Source organism: Paenibacillus sp. Soil766, assembly GCF_001428105.1.
Classification (GTDB): Bacteria; Bacillota; Bacilli; order Paenibacillales; family NBRC-103111; genus Paenibacillus_E.
The window spans coordinates 73070-91488 of the sequence record NZ_LMSJ01000014.1; the positions used below are offsets into that span (position 1 = coordinate 73070).

Here is an 18419-nt window from a genome sequence, read left to right on the forward strand (position 1 = left end):
GTGGAAAATATCGTAAGTCAGTCGTGGTTGCTTGGACAATTGGGTGATGCGAATATCGTCATCGCGGATTGTCGTTTTGCACTTGGTAAGCCTGAATCAGGCCGTGAACTGTATGCACAGGATCATATTGAAGGCGCCGTGTATGTCGACTTGGAGAAAGACTTATCCGGTGCTTTGATGGCGCACGGCGGGCGACATCCGCTGCCGGATCTCGGTGCATTCTCGATCCTCGTCGGCAGTCTCGGCATTGACGGCACGAAGACCGTCGTTGCTTACGACGATCAAGGCGGAGCAATGGCATCGCGCCTGTGGTGGATGCTGAAATTCCTCGGCCACTCCGAGGTATACGTATTGGATCAAGGGTATACCGCATGGAAATCCGCGGAATACCCTGTCACAGCTGAAGTGCCTGCGGTACTCCCGCGCACCTTCTCACCGAAGGTGCATCGTTCCATGTTGGCGAGCATGGATGAAGTGAAGGACAAGCTCGGTCGCCCAGGCACCGTGCTGGTTGATTCGCGCGAGGAGCGTCGCTACCTCGGCCTCGAAGAGCCAATCGATGCGGTGGCTGGCCACATCCCGGGCGCGCGCAACTTCTTCTGGAAAGGCGTTCTCGGCGAGAACGGTGCTTGGTTGTCAGCTGCGGAGCAAGAGCAGCACTTTGCCGCACTGCGTGACGCTGATGAAATCATCGTCTATTGCGGCTCGGGCGTGACGGCGTGCCCGAACGTGCTGGGACTTAGCGAAGCGGGCTTCGATAACGTGAAGCTCTACAGCGGAAGCTGGAGCGACTGGATTTCGTGGGAAGATAACCCGATTGCTACGGGTGAAGAGTAAAGTAATACCCCGAATACCCGTTAATGAGAGAAGAGCCTGTCAGCCACCGCGCAGACAGGTTCTTAGTCGTTTAGTCAACTCCGGTAGAAATAAAAAACGCATTTTATACAAAATTAACGAGGAAGCGTTTAACGTGTTATCATCGAATATAAACGAATTGGTGTATCCTACCAAATAATGTTATAAACTTTTTGCATATTCAATGTGATGGGGGTACATACTGTGAAGTTAGAAAGACTCTTATCCATAATTATTCTGCTTCTGAACCGCCGTGTGGTACAGGCCAAGGAGCTCGCAGAACGGTTCGAGGTGTCCGTACGAACAATATACCGAGATATCGAAGTAATTAATGGGGCTGGGATCCCCATCGTTACCTATCAGGGGACGAATGGTGGCATTGGCCTAGTGGAAGGTTACCGCTTGGACCACAATGTGCTTACTAATAACGAGCTTGCAGACATCGTTACCGCCCTCCGCAGCATCTCAACCTCATACGGCAACGAGCAGCAACTGCAGTTATTGGAGAAAATCAATAGCGTTGTCCAGCCCGCATACTCCGAAGAATTTCAACATAAGACGAACAGCGTGTTGATTGACTACTCCCCTTGGGACGGCAACGAAAGGCTTCGCCCTAAACTGCAGCTATTAAAGGAAGCCATAGATAAGTGTCTAATAGCTGGATTTACCTATTCCAATGCTGAGGGTGAAATATCATACCGTACGGTAGAGCCGTATATGCTCATCATGAAAGGGAGACAGTGGTACCTGCAAGCCTACTGCCTGGACAAAGAGCAGTTTCGGTTGTTCAAGCTAAAGAGAATGAAGGAGCTGGAGATAGCCCCGGGAAGAGTGTTCATTCGCCGAGAGCTTCCGAAGCAGGAACGCGACACAGGCCAAAACCCATGCGAGCCGTCACAGGTGACAGAGATCGTCTTGCGTTTCCACCCTGCCTCTCGTCATTTGGCGGAGGAATGGTTTGGCATCGAAGGACTTTTGCCGGTTGAAGACGGCAGTTGGCAAGTGAGGCTGGCATACCCGGAAGATGATTGGTTGTATAGATTCATTCTCGGCTTGGGTCACCATGCAGAGGTGCTTGAGCCACCCCATCTGCGGGATATCATCGCTAGTCGTGCAGAGCAAGTTGCGAAAATATATAGCAGAGATAAATCAACTTGACAGATAGATGTCAAGTTTGTTGTTTTATACTAAACTCATTCCAATACAAGGAGAATGATTAGTAATGAAACAAGACCAATCTGAATTGAAATCCTCGCTGCCGCTAGATTCGGCGACTCGCAAACCAATTGAGCCTGCACGTGTTGAGGAACTTCCCCCTTTCACACTAGCTGGAATTAGCGCCGTCACAACAAATGAAGCCGAATTAAGCGATAATGGCAAAATCGGCAAACTGTTTGAACAATACTACATACACAATATTGGCGGACAACTGGCCGACTATGTTAAGCAGCCTGGTCATTATAGCTGCTACTTCAACTACGAACAGGGCGATGCCGGACGGTATGAAGTAATGGTTGGCGTAAATGTTCGGGAAGAATGTCAGGATCCATATCCCGAGTCCATTAGGACGTTCACAGTTCCCGCTGCGAAATACGCCGTATTCGTCACAGAGTGGGGACCGATTATAGAGGTGGTGCAGCGGGCCTGGGGCGATATTTGGCAATGGTCGCGACAATCCGGCAATGATCGAGCTTTCACAGGAGATTTTGAGTATTATGGTCAGAATATCAATCCGAATGACGGGCAAGCTGAAATTTATATTGCTATACGCCAATAGCCCTGCTTTGCTTATAAAAAATAAGGAAAGGAATGATCACTATGGGTTCGATTGAAAACAGTAAAGTGGCAGCTGTATTCGACAATTATCCAAAACGTATTCAACAGAAGATGTGGTTTCTTCGCGAACTAATTCTGGATACTGCAACTGAGACCAGTGGCGTTGATACCGTGGAAGAGACACTAAAATGGGGTGAGCCTAGTTATCTAACAAAAAACGGCAGCACAATTAGAATAAACTGGAAGAAATCGAACCCGCATCAATATGCCATGTACTTTAACTGTCAGACAATGTTGGTTGACACATTCAAGGAACTTTTTAGAGATACATTCAAATATGAAGGCAATCGGGCGATTGTGTTCGATGAAAACGATCAAATACCTGTCGACGAATTAAAACAATGCATTTCATCCTCTCTCACTTACCATACCAGAAAGCATCTTCCAATGTTGGGAATATGATAATGGTGAGCATGTTGCGGTTGTCTGGTGTCCAGGCATAGCGATATGCAACGCTAATTCGTAGCTGTAGCAGACTGCCATTTGGCAGGTTGCTACGGCTGTTTCTTTTACCACTGAACCTCCAGCCAGGACTCTCTCAACGCTGCACAAATTTTGTGAGATTTTGATCTATTTTGTCGCCCCAATATGCTAGAATAAGAGAATTAGATGGGAATATTAGGCAGAGGGGTTTATAGATGAGGAGCAAGAGAGGGATTCTCGTGGTAGGTTTCTTGGTTTTATTGGCATACTGGTGCTGATTGCGGTTATCACAACAGCCGTTGTATGGGGGCAACGGGGGACGGCGATTGCGATGGATGAGCAGATCAAGTCGCAGCATGTCGCGAATAAGTCAAACTACGATAACATGTGGAAACGATTCAAAGAGATGGCGCAAGTCACCGACATGCAGGCTGATGATATTAAAAAGGTGTATACCGACCTCATTGCAGGCCGTTACACGAATACACAAGCACTTTTCCAAGCGATTCAAGAGCAGAACCCGCATATGAGTAGTACATTGTATACGAAGCTGCAAAACGAAGTATCTTCAGCACGAACCGAGTTCGACCGGAATCAAAAGAAGATTGCCGATCAAGTCCGTGAGTATAACACGCATATTCGGAAGCATGTGCTGATGAATGCGATTTTCCATTTCGAAACGATGGATGCGGAGAAATTCATTATTACCTCAGACCGTACGAGTGACGCGTATCAAACAGGCAAAGATAACGAAGTGAAGCTGAGGTAGCAGATGGCGTATTGGGCAGCGTTATTTCTCGTTCTGATTGTTGGTTTTGCCGTCGAACTTGTGACGGCCCGCAAATGGAGGCGGTATGTGCTGATCATGCTATTGGCCGGCATCCTTTTTGCAGGTGTAGTAGCTGGTGACTTTTATCTGCGGACGGTCGATACGGAGGTCTGGTCGGGGCGTGTTACGGACCTAGAACACATAGAAGAGTGGGACGAGTGGATCCCAGGTAGAGTAGAATGTTCCACGGACGATGATGGGGACAAGAGCTGTACCAAAAAGCCAGGCCACTTCGAGCACCACAGGGCCAAAAACAAGATTAAAACCTCGGATAATGGATGGTTTGAGGTGGATAAGTCGATGAACGGAGTGACATAGTTTAATGATCGTTCTCCTAATACGACATCAGAGTTGGCCAAATACTATCCATTGGGGACACCTTCGGCCTCCGTACACTTGTATGTGAATAAGGTGAGGAGCTCTTATAGCCTTTTTAAACATACCGATATTGATCTGAAAGATTACCCCGAACTGCCGGAATACCCAAGCCACGTCTCGGATGTGCTTCATGTCGATCGGATCGTGGGTGATGTACCGAACAAGCCTAGAGCGTTGGCGGCGTTGGCAGCCTGGAATACCGAGCTTAACAAGGTAGTGCCAGACCCTGAACAACCTGGAGAGATAAAGTCGTGGAAGCAGGTTAATTTGATTTTTGTGAATATGGGGATGGATCTGCCGCAAGAATATGGCTACGCCCTCCAGGATAAATGGAAGAACGGCAATAAGAATGATTTCATCGTCAGCTTTAGTCCGGCTTCGGATGGCTCTATGAAGTGGGTGCACGCTTTCTCATGGAGTGAAGTGGATATGCTTAAGCTTGAAGTGCAGGATTATATGACGGAGCAGGGATATGGCAAAGATTTTGTGCCGATCGTGGAACATGTGGCTCAGATGGTGGCGGATCAATTCGTGAGAAAGCAGTTTGCAGACTTTAATTATTTGCAAATTGAGGTCAGTGCTACATCGATCTATATCATTTGGGGACTGGAGATGTCGCTGCTTGCATGCTACATGTACAAATGCATCAAAATCTTCCTTCAACGTCGAAGGAATATGACATTTTATTCATAAGTGAAAAGCGTTCTCTCACCGGGTGGTGTGGGAGCGCTTTTTTGAGTATGCTTAGAATAGTCGGGTTGAGTTTTGATTGGAGAGGAGAGGGAACGCCTAATGGAACTAACGTATTTGAAGACCTTTCGCGAAGTGGCCAAATGGGGAAGCTTCACGCGGGCTGCGGAAACGCTCGGTTATGCCCAGTCCAGCATTACAGCCCAAATTCAGAAGCTCGAGGAATCCTATGGGGCTATTCTCTTGGAGCGTTTTGGGAGGAGTATGAAATTAACGATGGCTGGAGAAGCGCTCCTGCAATACGCGAATGAAATCTATAGGTTGCATGAAGAGTCCAAGGAAGTCGTATCCCAGCAATCCAAAGGGACGCTCACGATTGGGACGATAGAGACGTTAGCGGCTTTCTACCTACCCCCGTATCTGCAGGCGTATCGTCGCAATTTCCCGGACGTCAACATTGTCATTCAACCAGGGAATGAACCCTTCATTATTGAATCGGTAAAAGAAGGCGTTCTGGACATCGGGATCATTCTGGACCCGCCATTTACGGACCCAGAGCTGGAGAGCCGTATGTTGAGAGAAGAACCGCTTGTCATCATTGCTTGTCCCGATCATAAATTGGCTGGGCACAATGAAATCCACACGGAAGATCTGCAGGATGAATCTCTGATTCTGACTGAGGATGGATGTACGTACAGAGCGATGCTGCTCAAAGTATTGAAAGGACAACAGGTAAGTTACAATCTGTCTTACGAATTTGGCAATCTGGAGGCGATTAAGCAGTGCGTAATTTACGGTCTTGGCATTGCATTATTGCCCCGAATTGCCGTTGCCGAGGAAATACGCAAAGGCCAGCTTGTGGCGATACCATTCGTTGATCCGGCGTGTAAGTTCTACACACAATTGATCATTGCTAAGAAAAAATGGAAATCTAAAGCCCATCTAGGCTTTCTAGAGCTGCTCGGTGGCGCCAACTATCGAAATGAATGAAGTATAGTATTAATAACTATCGATAACTCCAGTGTTTGGGGCTGTGTTACAGTCATATCAAGAAATCAACAACCCACTGGAGGAAACGCAAATGACTATTCAAACAACCCAATCGCTCGTACTCGAGACGCCAGCTGCATCACCAGAGCATACACATCAACATTATATGAATAAGCTTTCGGTGGAAACAGACGTTGCGGATGTACGTTACGACATGCAGCATGGTTACAATGACTTCCTGCTGATCGATGTTCGCAGCGCAAAAGCCTACGGAGAATGCCATGTTCCCGGTGCGATAAACCTGCCTTCCAACCAGATCAGCGCCGAAACGACGGCTTCCTTTTCGAAAGAGCAAACGATCGTCGTCTATTGCTGGGGACCGGCTTGTAATGGCGGCACGAAAGGAGTAGCTCGTCTCTCGGGTCTCGGTTTTAAGGTAAAAGAGATGCTAGGAGGGATTGAGTACTGGAGAAAGGAAGGCAATGAGGTAGAAGGAACGCTTGGTCAAGCGGCCCCTTTGATTGGGTGAATATGGGTGAATATAGGTGAATATAGGTGAATGAAAGGAGGCTGTCTCAGAAGTCAATTTAGATATTTTGAAACAGCCCCGTTGTTCGTTAATGACCGATGAGTAATAAACCGTTTCCCGTAACTAACTGGATTTCCTCCATCTATTTGAAACTGATTTGGCGAATTAGAAAGATTAAATGTACTTCCTGTAGTTAAATTCCCTCGATTTGCTCGATTCTTCAAATTTCATACAAATTATATGCACTTTTTCCATCTAATCACAAAAATATGTCAGATTTAAGCAAATTAGCTGTAGTTTATACATCTAAAGATGAGTGAGTGGTCACCTTTGTTCGCTCGCCTTACGCGATTCGATTACCCAAGTCTTCTAAGATTCCCATAGGAACAGCCTTCGGTATATTGTTTCCTAGAAAACAATACAGCATGACCGGCAGGCGAAGGCAATAAGTAAAGTAAATTGAAATAGCCAATAACGCCAGACATAGGTATGATAGTGACAAATGGCATTTCGTTATGTAGTAGGGGGAGGAAGATTAGGAAATGGCTGAAGACAGCGAATGGATTCGAGCATATAAGGATTCCCCGGAAAAACAGCAGCGACTCTACCGCACAACCTTACGTACCGTCGTCGTCGCTCAACTATTCGGCGGAGCAGGGCTTGCCGCAGGTGTGACGGTTGGAGCGCTGCTTGCGCAAGATATGTTAGGGACGGATAGCTTGGCTGGTATCCCTTCTGCTTTGTTGACGCTAGGCAGCGCTTCATCCGCATGGATAGTTGGACGCCTATCGGGGCGATACGGCCGAAGGCTAGGTTTAACAGCCGGCTTCCTCGCTGGAGGTGTAGGGGCCATGGGCGTCGTATTCGCAGCTATAGCGAATAGCCTGCCACTTCTGTTCCTATCGATGTTGATTTACGGCGCAGGAACATCGACGAATCTCCAAGCACGCTATGCAGGAACGGACTTGGCTCAGCCTAAGCAGCGAGCAAGAGCGATCAGCATAGCCATGGTCTTCACGACGTTCGGTGCGGTTGCAGGACCGAACTTGGTCGGGGTGATGGGGCGATTCGCGACATCACTCGGCGCGCCAGCGCTGGCGGGGCCATTCATGCTGGCAGCTACGGCTTTTGTGCTGGCGGGCTTGGTGTTGTGGATTTGGCTCCGGCCAGATCCCTATCTCGTGGCTAAAGCGATAGCCGAGGCGCAGAAAGCAACGGCCACGCAAGGGGCGGTTTCCGCGAATCCTTCAGTGCCAGCTGGGCGTAACCGGGGCATTCTCATTGGAACTACGGTGATGGTGTTGACGCAGATTGTCATGGTAGCCATCATGACGATGACGCCAATCCATATGAAGCATCATGGACATGGCTTAGAGGCAGTCGGCATGGTAATTGGCATCCATGTCGCCGCGATGTTCTTGCCTTCTTTGGTAACAGGTATACTTGTGGACAAATTAGGGCGCATCTTTATGTCCTGTGCATCGGGGGTTACGCTGCTATTGGCCGGACTGCTTGCCGCATGGGCGCCAGCAGATTCTATGCTCTGGCTAATAGTCGCCTTAGCCTTGCTCGGACTTGGCTGGAACTTTGGTTTGATCAGCGGTACGGCGCAGATTATTGATGCGACAACACCGGCAACACGTGCGAGAACGCAAGGAACTGTCGATGTCTTAGTTTCGTTGGCGGGAGCCTCCGGCGGAGCTTTGTCGGGTATGGTTGTTGCGCATTCAAGCTTTGCTTGGCTCTCGTTGGCGGGAGGCTTCCTATCCCTGTTGTTGATCCCTGTCGTGATTTGGTCACGAAGAGGGAGTGGCCGCGAAGGTGTGTTGAACCCTTTTAAATAATCATTTTTCATAAAAATAAACATATGTTTTATTCAAAAGATGGTTCATTGCTAAGAGGTTAGCGGTGAACCATCTTTTTGTTTTGTAATAAAATAGGTAATTAGTTGTATGGATGTATTTTCCAATTAATAGTATATTCCAATAGATTCAATTAAATGGCATTTTTATACAAAATAATTAGAGGATATTACCATTTCTGTGGAACTTTTTAACGTCTTGCTCCGTCTACTTTATCATACGTAAAATTTGGAAATGAAAGGGAAACTAACCATATGGCAAGCTGGTTTCGTAAAAGAAGCACATTAGAGGCTTTTTCTGTCGAAGAAGAATCGCTTTCCAACAGCGTCTACTCTCGCATTATCACACCCCATTCACCTGTGTTGACGGTTCGTGATGTACATCGCTCTTTTCAAGTGGGAGGTGGGCAGTTAGATGTTCTGAAAGGGATTGAGATGGAGCTGAGGCCGCTGCAACTTGTCATGCTCAAAGGGCGATCAGGTTCGGGGAAAACAACACTGCTCAATTTAATCGGAGGGCTGGATCTGCCAACGAAGGGGGAGATTGTGTTTCAAGAGCATGCCTTTCACCACAGCAGCGATGATGAGAGGACGTTGATCCGTCGTAAGGAGATTGGGTTTATATTTCAATCCTATGCGTTAATGCCGTTACTATCTGCTTGGGAAAATGTTGAGTTAGCACTGCGGATGGCAGGCACGCCTCGCTCTCAGTGGAAAGAGCGGGTACATCATTGTCTTGACCTAGTCGGTCTTGGCAAACGGATGCATCATCGTCCCTATGAGCTTTCCGGTGGTGAACAGCAGCGTGTCGCGATCGCCAAAGCTATTGCACATAGGCCAGCACTCATATTGGCGGATGAACCGACTGCTGAACTGGATTCTCAGATGGGAGCGCAAATTATGTCGGTTTTTCGCAACATCATCGCCACAGAGCAAGTCACGATTTGTATGACAACACACGACCCTACAATTTTGGAGGTTGCCGATCATGTTTATGAAATGGTGGACGGAAGATTCGTCACGTAAGTGGATGATGAGGCCGCTAGCAGCACTGCTTTTAAGTTCTACACTCCTTCTTGCTTCGGGGTGCTCACTGTTGCCCAAAGAACAGGATGAAGAAACGCTTCCGACGATTAATCCACCGAAACTTTCCAAAAAGCCTGAATATCCGGTGAAAACGGAAACCCTTGAGACGAAAGTGAGAGGGAGTGGACGATTAATGGCCTTGCAAGAGGAGAAATTGTTCTTCTCCGAAGATATGTCTGCCAAACGGATAAGTGCCATACTTGTGAAAAACGGCGACTCCGTTGAACAGGGACAGCCGATTGCCGAACTCGACGTATCGGATATAGAGAGCGATTTGAAGCGAAAGAAGCTTCAAACACGCAAGGATGAGCTGACGATGATCGAAACACTTCGTAAGGCTGACGAAATGTCACCAGAACAAATTGAGCAGGCGAAGATTGATTTTGAACTGAAACGTGAGGAACTGACGAAGCTTGAATCACAAGTGGGTAAAGCGAAATTGCTTGCACCGTTCAGCGGGACGATTGTTACCGTAACTGCTAAGAAAGGCGATACCGTGAAGTCTGGAGAATCCGTAGCAACGCTCGCCGATTTGAAAGAACTAACTGTCGCCGCAAGCATTAGTGCTGATGATGCCAAGAAAGTGGCTGTCGGTATGGAAGTTCAGGTAGATATCAATTCAGCTGGTCAGCACAAAGGGAAAGTGAAGCTGCTTCCAAATCCGCAAGCTGGGAACAACAATAATAGCGGTGGGTTCCCTGGTCAAGGACAACAAGGGGAGCAGGATACGATTGATAATTATTTGGTCGTACAGCTGAATGAGTTTCCCAAAGGGCTGAACCGCGGTACGCCGCTAAGTGTAACAATTATTACCCAAAGAAAAGAAAACGCCACGACGATTCCTCTGGCGGCACTTCGTTCCTATTCAGGCCGAAATTATGTGCAAGTCATAGATGCCCAAGGAAATAAGAAGGAAGTGGACGTAGAAATCGGTCAGCAGACATCAACGGATGTGGAAATCATAAAGGGCCTCACAGCCGGACAGAAAGTAGTGGGTCGCTAATGTCCATGCCGATGCTGCGGTTTTTATTTCGGAAAATGTGGAATACCCGCTGGCTAACGCTCAGCACCTTGCTTGGTCTTGTCATGGCGGTTGCCTTCACAACGAGCATTCCGATGTATGCCGATGGGTCACTGAAACGTGTCGTCGCCAAATCTCTAGAAGCTAAGAGTGAGGGACTTCCCGCAGGCTCACTCCTTATGCGGTATCAAGCAGTCGGGACAGAACGTGCAGAGTTGGAAGAGCTGAAGAACGTCAACGCGTACATACAAAATGATGTCCCAACAGATATTGGCTTTCCCATACATACTTATGCGAGCAGCTATGCCATCAAAGGAGCACAACTATCTCCCGCGGAAGGGACGAAAGCAGATCCAAGTAAACGTCGTCAAATGACGTTAACGTCAATAAGTGGCTTAAAGGAACAAGTCGATTGGTCAAATGGACAAATGGCTTCTGGGCAAGTACAGAATGGCCAATTGGAAGCTGTGGTTCTGGAAGAAGCGCTATTTCGAAATGATTTGCACCTAGGGGATGTGTTTAATTATTCCGTTGCAAGTGCAAGCGGCAGTCAATTGCTCAAGGTGAAGATCGTTGGTTCCTTCAAACCGAAGGACGAAACGAGTGCTTATTGGTTTCAAGGGCTAGAGGGGCTAGTCAATGCACTTATAATTAGCGACGATGTATTTGTGAAGACGTTGCTGACGGAGAAGAAAATTCCTCTTCAGCTCGCCAATTGGTACTATGCTTTCGATCTGCGCAACATTCAAACAAGTCAATTGTCGCCACTGGAAAGCCGTTTGGAACGACTGGATATTAACTTGTTCCAACAGCTTAAGAATACCAAGGTAGATGTATCCTTCAAGCCGATTCTAACTGAATTTAAAGCGCAGAGCCTGCAGATGCAGATATTATTATTCACATTGGCGGCGCCCATGATTGCCATGGTTTTCTATTACATTATGATGAATGCCAGACAATCGCTGGATCGACAGCGCGGAGTCATTGCGATCTTGCGAAGCCGTGGGGGCAGCACGAAGCAAATAGTAGGGATCTATTTTCTAGAAGGATTGTTATTAGGCGTGATGGCGCTTTTGACAGGGCCGTTTATTGGTTGGTTCATGGCCAAAAGCATTGGATCCTCTAGTGGTTTTCTAACATTCGTGGATCGCAAATCGATTCCGATTAGTTTTACAACACAAGCGATGCTCTACGGTGGGATCGCAGTTCTCATTGCGATTCTTGCTAGTGTTATTCCAGCTGTGCTTTTCGCACGATCTTCGATCGTAAACTATAAGCAGCAGCTCGCAAGGTCAGACCGTTCGCCACTATGGCAGCGGTATTTCCTCGACATTGTTCTGCTGGGACTTGTTGGGTATGGCTTCTACTTATTTGACCAACGTCAAGTATTATCTGTGCAAACAGGAATGACAACCGATCAACTTCAGGTACACCCGCTGCTGTTTTTCGTGCCGGCACTTTCGATCTTTGCACTGGGACTTTTCTTTCTACGCATCTTTCCGTGGCTGCTGCGATTGTTCGGTTGGCTTGGTCGAAAGTTCCTGCCTGTGCCGCTATATTTAACGCTTGTTCAGCTTTCCCGTTCAGCCAAAGCGTATTATCCGCTTATGCTTTTGCTCATTCTTACGCTAGGGCTTGGTGTGTACAATTCCTCGGCTGCACGTACGATAGATTTGAATTCTTCGGAGCGAATCTTATATCAATATGGTACTGACGTCGTGATACAAACCGTATGGGAAGGTTTCTCCGACGATTTGCCGCAGGATCCAAACGCCGGAGGAAACGGTGGCGGAGCTCAAGGAGGCAATGGGGCAAATGGCGGGTCTGGTTCAGGCGGTGGCCAAAGCCAAGGTCAAGGTCAAGGTCAAGGTGGGCAGAAACCTGGTGAGGAAACCCTCACCAAGATACGTTATGTAGAGCCGCCATTTCAAGTATTCCGCGATTTAGAAGGCGTTCAAGCTGCTGCTAGAGTGATGCAAACCAAAGGGAATGTAGTCGTTTCCGGTAAATCTACCGGGCAGGGAATTATCATGGGGATCGATAATACGGAGTTCGCTAAAGTAGCGTGGTTCAGACCTGATTTATTCCCAGCCCATCCGAATCAATATTTGAATTTGTTAGGCAGCTATGAGCAAGCCGTTATCATTCCTTCCGGCTATGCCAGCAAATACGCGCTTAAGGAGGGGGATTTGCTATCCATTACAATCGGACAGCAACCAGTGGAATTCGTGATTGTTGGGATATTACCGTATTGGCCTGCTCAATATCCGGATCAAACACCCTTTTTCGTAGCAAATCTGGATTATATCTACGATCAAGCACCAATTACACCTTATGAAGTATGGCTCAAAATGAAACCCGATGCTAAAGTGGCTCCGATCGTTACCGCTTTACAGGCCAAAGGGATTGAAATGGCGTCCGTTAAGGATGTTCGCAACGAGCTCATCATCCAGAAGAAGCTCCCAGCAAGAGGAGGCGTGTTCGGTATTCTTAGCTTGGGTTTTCTCGTTTCTGTCGTCGTATCTTTAATCGGGTATATGCTGTATTGGTTCTTTAACTTATCTAGCAGGGTCGTACAATTCGGTGTCCTGCGTGCTATGGGGCTCTCCCGTAAGCAATTGACCGGTATGTTGTTGCTCGAGCAAGGTTTCACGGCTGGACTATCCATCGTGCTAGGTATCGCAATTGGCAAGCTAACGAGTTATTTCTTCTTACCCTTTCTGCAAACTTCCCAGAATGTGAAGACGCAGGTGCCGCCGTTCCGAGTCGTATTCGATTCCAAAGACACCTATCAGTTATATTTCGTTGTTGCATTCATGATGCTAACTGGCGCACTGTTACTGTTCTTACACATTAGAAGGTTGCGCGTTCATCAGGCTGTGAAGCTGGGGGAGGAGAAATAGCATGATTACTTGCGAGGGTTTAGTGAAAATTTACAAAACCGACGAGATCGAAGTTGTTGCGCTGCAAGGACTTAATATTCAGATTGACGACGGTGAATTAATGGCCATTATCGGAAATAGCGGAAGCGGTAAATCTACGTTGCTGAACATTTTAGGAGGTCTTGATCGCCCTTCCGCAGGTCAAGTAAAGGTCGGAGAGTGGGATTTGCTGAAGATTACAGATAAGCAGCTCGTTGACTACAAACGGCATACAGTCGGCTTCATTTGGCAAAATAATGCGCGAAATCTCGTTTCTTACTTGACTGCTCTTGAGAATGTGGAAATGCCCATGATGCTTAGCGGAAACTATGATCCCGCCTACGCGAAGCAATTGCTTGAATGGGTTGGCCTTAGTCACCGCTTGAATAATAAACTGCAAGAGCTTTCCGGTGGTGAGCAACAGCGTGTGGCTATTGCGATTTCGCTTGCTAACCGTCCGCGTTTGCTGCTTGCGGATGAACCGACCGGATCAGTAGATACCAAGACAGCCGATATGATTCTTTCTATTTTCCAACGATTGAATAAGGAGCTAGGTGTCACGATTGTAATTGTTACTCACGATATGTCCATGGCGGGCAAAGTAGGACGCGTCGTTGCTATTCGAGATGGGATGACAAGCTCGGAGTTTATCGCCCGTGACCCTTCGATATCAACTGTAGAGGGAGCATGGACTGGGCTCACAGAAGAGGCTCATGAGGAGTATGTCGTATTGGATCGTGCGGGCCGACTACAGGTTCCGAAAGCGTATTTAAACGCTCTGAACATTGATGGGAAAGCTACGATGGAATTTGATGGCGAGACGATCATGATTAAAGCGCCAAGAGCATTACCTGCTGTATATGAAGAAAAAGAATCATCTAATTCAGGAATGGCCGGAGGAAAATCAAAATGATAAAATTGAAACGTAAAATGATGGTTACAACCTTAACCTTAGCCTTAATGGCTCCACTTGCTGTTGCTTGTACGAAAGGCGAGAAAGCCGACGATAATCAAGAGCGTGTGCTGAAGATTGCGACGAATATGGGCTATGGTGGCAATTATGAATATTTCAGACAGCAATTTACCGAAATATTTGAATTTGCTAATCCCAATATCAAGCTAGAGATCATTTCAACGATGGATGAAAGGTTCCAGAACGGCGGCATCCAGCCAGGTGAGAAGTTCCCGGATCCAATGGAGAAGCTGAAAGAAGTGATGCAAGGCGATAATCCGCCGGATGTGGTTGTGCTTGGTTATGAACAGCTGCCAGAAGTTATCGAAAGTAATCTGCTATTACAGTTGGATTCTCGCATAACGAAAGATAAATTCGATACAACGGGCATTGTTCCAGCTGTGATAGAGGGAATGAAAAGTGCAGGCGGTGGCAAGCTGTATGCCCTTGCTCCAACATTCAGCTCTTCTGCACTTATTTACAATAAGAAAATGTTCCAAGACGCAGGGGTCGATTATCCGAAAGATGGCATGACATGGGATGAGACATTTGATCTTTCTAAACGATTGGCGAAAGGTGAAGGGGATAAGCGAATCAATGGGTTCTCTTTTACAACACAAGCTCAGGGGGGCGATCTGTTCTACGGCATGCAAATGTATACGGCTCCTCTGCAATTAAGAATGTTTGATGATGCTGGTGAGAAGATGACGGTAGATACGGACCAATGGGAGAAAGTATGGGCCAAAATGGCACAGCTGCAAAAAGATAATGTTTTCCCAGCGGTAGCCGATCCGCAGAAGCAAATGAATCAAAGGTTTGATCAAAATAATCCTTTTGCGTATGATGACTTTATGTCGGGTCGTTTGGCTATGGGGATTCTCAATTATGGCCAAATTCAACAGCTAACGAACGCAAATAAAAATGCAGCCAATTATAAAGGCTTCACACCGATCGATTGGGATGTTGTAACGATTCCTTCTCACCCCGAAGCCAAGGGCGTTGGCGGCTCTATTTATATGAATGGCATTATGGGCATTAACGCCAAATCGCAAAATCCAGACGATGCTTGGAAGTTCATCAGTTTCGTTAATGGAGATGAATGGGCCAAACTGAAATCGCGTAGTCAAAACACTTTAGTGGCTCGCTCCAAATATTTGAAACCTACGGATGGATTGGATTTTCATATGGAGGCTTTTTATAATGTAACACCAGCTCCAATTGAAGATAATTCGAAAATTTATCGCAATAATCCTAATATTTATCAAGTGAATGAGATTGGTCGTAAGCTGTTTGGCGATGTCCTACAAGGAAAAATGACGGCTCGAGAAGCGCTTAAGAAATGGCAAACGGATGGCGATGCGATGCTCAAGCAAATGAAAGAGAACCCAACTGCACCCGGGCAGCCAATGATGAATCAGGCGGTTCCCGCAGGATAAGATTGATATAGAAGGAGGCGAGATTTCATCATGATCATCAAAATTCACCACAAGCGCTTAGCAACTATAGCCTTGTCTGCGCTGCTTGCGCTAGGAGCTGCTACCCCCGTCTGGGCTGATAGCAGCCCCTCCACGCCTGTACTAGATGTGGGGACGGTAAACATGACTGGAAGTAGTTACTTTGAGTTGAAACAAATTCATCTTCTACAGGATCATAGTGGGAAGCTAGCGACATTTACCGTAACCATCCATAACGAGGGCAGTAGTGAAGTGCAATTTATTGATTATTGGGTGCGTCTGAAAAGTAAATCCGGCAATCAATTTACAGCTCGATTACTTCCAGCAGATAAGGACAAGAACCGGGTAGCTCCCGGTTCAACGACAGATGTAACGTTTTATGCAAATGTTAATGCCAGCACTAACTTACAAGATCTTGTTGTGCAATTTATTAAGTGGGATTTCAACCAATCTAATTTTGAACGAATTTTAGGTGAGGTAACCGTTCCCGATGACTATACAGATGTAACACCTGCTGATCTAGCATCAGTGATTTCTGTCGGTGGTACTAACGTGAAGGCTTCGATTAAAAAGTTCGTCAGTAACAAGAATGAGAAATATCATGTTCCAACGGTATATCTGAGCTTGGAGAATGTTGGAAGCCAAACCGTCAGTATTCCTGCGTACCTCTTCTCTATCCGCACTTCTGAAGGGCTGATGTATCCGATGGAAGCCAAAGGATTAAAGGATTTGCAAATTAATCCGAAGGAGACGAAAGAAATTCAGCTCTCTGGTTCGATTCCGGTTGCTGTCGCTACGGATAATTGGCAATTAGCAATCGCGGAGACGATTGCAGACTTGAAATTGAATGTCGCGGTTGCGAATTTCCAGCTGCCAACTGTTTCTCAGTCCGAAGGCGGCTCCGTTGGTAAGGCATATACCTTCACTAATAAATCAGGTGTGTATACGGCTGAGTTGAACGGTTTGCACAGATTGCCGTGGGAAGATCAGGACCTGCTTACAGCTGATTTAACGCTGAGCAATAACGGTGAAGAATCACTGCCTATCCCGAAATTATCCGGGTATTTCTTATTGGATGATGCAGTGAAAATTGATGCCAAGCTTATCCAGACGGCGAAAGTGATTGGGTTGGGAGCGGGGGCAAGCGTCAATCTGCAAATTGCAGGTAAAGTACCCTATACGTACGAGTTTTCTCAAATCAAATTAGTTCTCCAAGAGAATGAGGGAGAAACACCAGGTACAGGAACGGGTACAGGCAGTACGGCAGCAACTGATGTACTGGAGTTCTCGACACAAGCGGAACTCCAAGCCATTCCATTGATGGGAATGGGGCAATTCTATACATCAAATGACATCGGGCGGAAAGCGAAGTACGGCGTTCGAAGCGTATCAACCTATGCGGATAAAACGAATATCATGTACTCGGCGATGGTGGAAGCGACCAATTTGGAGAAGCGATTCACGAATGTGTCCAAGTTCGTTGCCAATTTCCGTTCATCGGACGGTACGATATTCCCGGCAACTGTTGCCGAAGTGAAGAATAAGATTAGTCCTACTGGCAAAGCTCTGTTAAATGTTTGGGCATCCATTCCCCAAGGCTTCCCTACAGCAAATATGAGTTTACTTCTAGGAGAAGCTGTCACCGAAGGCAAGCTGTCGGAAGGTGAGAAAGCTGTTGCGGATGCCTATGTGAACCCAGTAGCTTACTTGCTGCCAGACGAGAAGAACCAAGTAGCAACCACACTCCGCAATGTTGAATTGTTCCCGTATACGATCTCAATTGATAAAATAGGAACATCCATTTCTAACAGTGTATTTACGTTGAAATTCAACTACGAGTTAACCAAAGAGAAAATGACAGAAATTAATACCGAAGGTCATAACTTACTGCTTGTTTTTGAAGATGGCGGCGGAATTAAGCGGTTTGAGAAGAAATTTGATTTCAAAGATTTTGATGTCATTAATGGCGACTCAACGGCGGATGAAGATTCTAAGATTCGTCTTGGCAAGAGAGACAATTTCGAAATAGCCATTACAGACGCGGGCCTCATTTATAATACTCAATTTTTGAAAAAGTACACATTCAGCATCTATGACGAATTCCAAGGTCAAAGAAAGCTGATGGCCACACAGCAGGCCGATTGGTTTATAACTTCGGACTAATGATTGAATCAAATTAGAGTAAGATACCTGTCCATGCGAGTAAAAAACCACCTCTACCATGCACTTCGTGCAAGCTTAGGGTGGTTTTTTAACTGCGAATAAAAGCCCCTAACCTTGGCAAGGCTGTGGGTAATATTCTTTTGAACAGGGGATTAAGCCAATGAAATTTGAACTTGGACGCTGCTTGCTGCAGGAGCGACTGGCAGAATACGAAATCTCGAGAGAAGAACTAAGCCGTGCATTGCTGTATAAGCCTGAGCGGATCGTCGACTATATGGAAAATAAGAGAATCATGCCCTTACAAGTGGCTATTTCCGTTGCGGATACCATCGGTTGCCAGGTGAGAGACTTGTATGAGTTGATTGAGGTGAGCTCTGGGCCTACTTAGCACAAATCCCACCCTCCAAAGTAGGAGAGTGGGATTTATTCAT

The 18419-nt window shown here is 46.7% G+C and carries 17 protein-coding genes; all 17 read left to right on the forward strand.

Features of this window, described 5'->3' with window-relative positions; all coding sequences use genetic code 11:
* Complete coding sequence (locus ASG89_RS12520; protein WP_057311048.1) at positions 1-837, forward strand: sulfurtransferase; 837 nt, start codon at positions 1-3, stop codon at positions 835-837.
* 222 nt (positions 838-1059) lie between these two features.
* Positions 1060-2013 carry a helix-turn-helix transcriptional regulator gene (locus ASG89_RS12525; RefSeq protein WP_057311049.1) on the forward strand — a complete coding sequence of 318 codons (954 nt, stop codon included), beginning with the start codon at positions 1060-1062 and terminating at the stop codon, positions 2011-2013.
* Between the two features lie 64 nt (positions 2014-2077).
* Complete coding sequence (locus ASG89_RS12530; RefSeq protein ID WP_057311050.1) at positions 2078-2632, forward strand: GyrI-like domain-containing protein; 555 nt, start codon at positions 2078-2080, stop codon at positions 2630-2632.
* A 41-nt stretch (positions 2633-2673) separates the two neighbouring features.
* Positions 2674-3093: a DUF1801 domain-containing protein gene (locus ASG89_RS12535; protein ID WP_157276629.1), complete on the forward strand. Its 420-nt coding sequence runs from the start codon at positions 2674-2676 to the stop codon at positions 3091-3093.
* 292 nt (positions 3094-3385) lie between these two features.
* Positions 3386-3883 (forward strand): hypothetical protein, encoded by a 498-nt coding sequence (locus ASG89_RS12540; protein ID WP_235549742.1) that lies wholly within the window; start codon positions 3386-3388, stop codon positions 3881-3883.
* Between the two features lie 3 nt (positions 3884-3886).
* Complete coding sequence (locus ASG89_RS12545; RefSeq protein WP_057311053.1) at positions 3887-4261, forward strand: hypothetical protein; 375 nt, start codon at positions 3887-3889, stop codon at positions 4259-4261.
* Positions 4262-4294: 33 nt separating this feature from the next.
* Positions 4295-5014, forward strand: coding sequence for a hypothetical protein (locus ASG89_RS12550; protein WP_235549743.1), 720 nt, complete (start codon positions 4295-4297; stop codon positions 5012-5014).
* 99 nt (positions 5015-5113) lie between these two features.
* Positions 5114-6001 carry a LysR family transcriptional regulator gene (locus ASG89_RS12555; protein WP_057311055.1) on the forward strand — a complete coding sequence of 296 codons (888 nt, stop codon included), beginning with the start codon at positions 5114-5116 and terminating at the stop codon, positions 5999-6001.
* Positions 6002-6092: 91 nt separating this feature from the next.
* Positions 6093-6530: a rhodanese-like domain-containing protein gene (locus ASG89_RS12560; protein WP_057311056.1), complete on the forward strand. Its 438-nt coding sequence runs from the start codon at positions 6093-6095 to the stop codon at positions 6528-6530.
* A 542-nt stretch (positions 6531-7072) separates the two neighbouring features.
* Complete coding sequence (locus ASG89_RS12565; protein ID WP_057311057.1) at positions 7073-8374, forward strand: MFS transporter; 1302 nt, start codon at positions 7073-7075, stop codon at positions 8372-8374.
* Positions 8375-8646: 272 nt separating this feature from the next.
* Positions 8647-9417: an ABC transporter ATP-binding protein gene (locus ASG89_RS12570; protein WP_082593041.1), complete on the forward strand. Its 771-nt coding sequence runs from the start codon at positions 8647-8649 to the stop codon at positions 9415-9417.
* Positions 9380-10480 (forward strand): efflux RND transporter periplasmic adaptor subunit, encoded by a 1101-nt coding sequence (locus ASG89_RS12575; protein ID WP_082593042.1) that lies wholly within the window; start codon positions 9380-9382, stop codon positions 10478-10480. The genes ASG89_RS12570 and ASG89_RS12575 overlap by 38 nt, the downstream gene beginning before the upstream one ends.
* Before the next feature lie 5 nt (positions 10481-10485).
* A complete protein-coding gene (locus ASG89_RS12580; protein ID WP_057311103.1) occupies positions 10486-13401 on the forward strand; it encodes an ABC transporter permease in 2916 nt (971 codons plus the stop codon).
* Position 13402: 1 nt separating this feature from the next.
* Complete coding sequence (locus ASG89_RS12585) at positions 13403-14332, forward strand: ABC transporter ATP-binding protein (protein WP_082593043.1); 930 nt, start codon at positions 13403-13405, stop codon at positions 14330-14332.
* On the forward strand, positions 14329-15807 hold the full coding sequence (locus ASG89_RS12590; RefSeq protein ID WP_057311058.1) for an ABC transporter substrate-binding protein: 1479 nt from the start codon (positions 14329-14331) through the stop codon (positions 15805-15807). The genes ASG89_RS12585 and ASG89_RS12590 overlap by 4 nt, the downstream gene beginning before the upstream one ends.
* A 30-nt stretch (positions 15808-15837) precedes the next feature.
* Entirely contained in the window at positions 15838-17988 is a 2151-nt protein-coding gene (locus tag ASG89_RS12595; protein WP_057311059.1) for a hypothetical protein, read from the forward strand.
* Positions 17989-18148: 160 nt separating this feature from the next.
* Positions 18149-18376 (forward strand): helix-turn-helix domain-containing protein, encoded by a 228-nt coding sequence (locus ASG89_RS12600; RefSeq protein ID WP_057311060.1) that lies wholly within the window; start codon positions 18149-18151, stop codon positions 18374-18376.
* The last annotated feature ends 43 nt before the right edge of the window (positions 18377-18419 follow it).

Coding starts and splice junctions, on each gene's coding strand:
- ASG89_RS12530 (WP_057311050.1), top strand. CDS start 2,078: ATGAAACAAGACCAATCTGAATTGAAATCCTCGCTGCCGCTAGATTCG.
- ASG89_RS12535 (WP_157276629.1), top strand. CDS start 2,674: ATGGGTTCGATTGAAAACAGTAAAGTGGCAGCTGTATTCGACAATTAT.
- ASG89_RS12545 (WP_057311053.1), top strand. CDS start 3,887: ATGGCGTATTGGGCAGCGTTATTTCTCGTTCTGATTGTTGGTTTTGCC.
- ASG89_RS12555 (WP_057311055.1), top strand. CDS start 5,114: ATGGAACTAACGTATTTGAAGACCTTTCGCGAAGTGGCCAAATGGGGA.
- ASG89_RS12560 (WP_057311056.1), top strand. CDS start 6,093: ATGACTATTCAAACAACCCAATCGCTCGTACTCGAGACGCCAGCTGCA.
- ASG89_RS12565 (WP_057311057.1), top strand. CDS start 7,073: ATGGCTGAAGACAGCGAATGGATTCGAGCATATAAGGATTCCCCGGAA.
- ASG89_RS12570 (WP_082593041.1), top strand. CDS start 8,647: ATGGCAAGCTGGTTTCGTAAAAGAAGCACATTAGAGGCTTTTTCTGTC.
- ASG89_RS12575 (WP_082593042.1), top strand. CDS start 9,380: ATGTTTATGAAATGGTGGACGGAAGATTCGTCACGTAAGTGGATGATG.
- ASG89_RS12580 (WP_057311103.1), top strand. CDS start 10,486: ATGCCGATGCTGCGGTTTTTATTTCGGAAAATGTGGAATACCCGCTGG.
- ASG89_RS12585 (WP_082593043.1), top strand. CDS start 13,403: ATGATTACTTGCGAGGGTTTAGTGAAAATTTACAAAACCGACGAGATC.
- ASG89_RS12590 (WP_057311058.1), top strand. CDS start 14,329: ATGATAAAATTGAAACGTAAAATGATGGTTACAACCTTAACCTTAGCC.
- ASG89_RS12595 (WP_057311059.1), top strand. CDS start 15,838: ATGATCATCAAAATTCACCACAAGCGCTTAGCAACTATAGCCTTGTCT.
- ASG89_RS12600 (WP_057311060.1), top strand. CDS start 18,149: ATGAAATTTGAACTTGGACGCTGCTTGCTGCAGGAGCGACTGGCAGAA.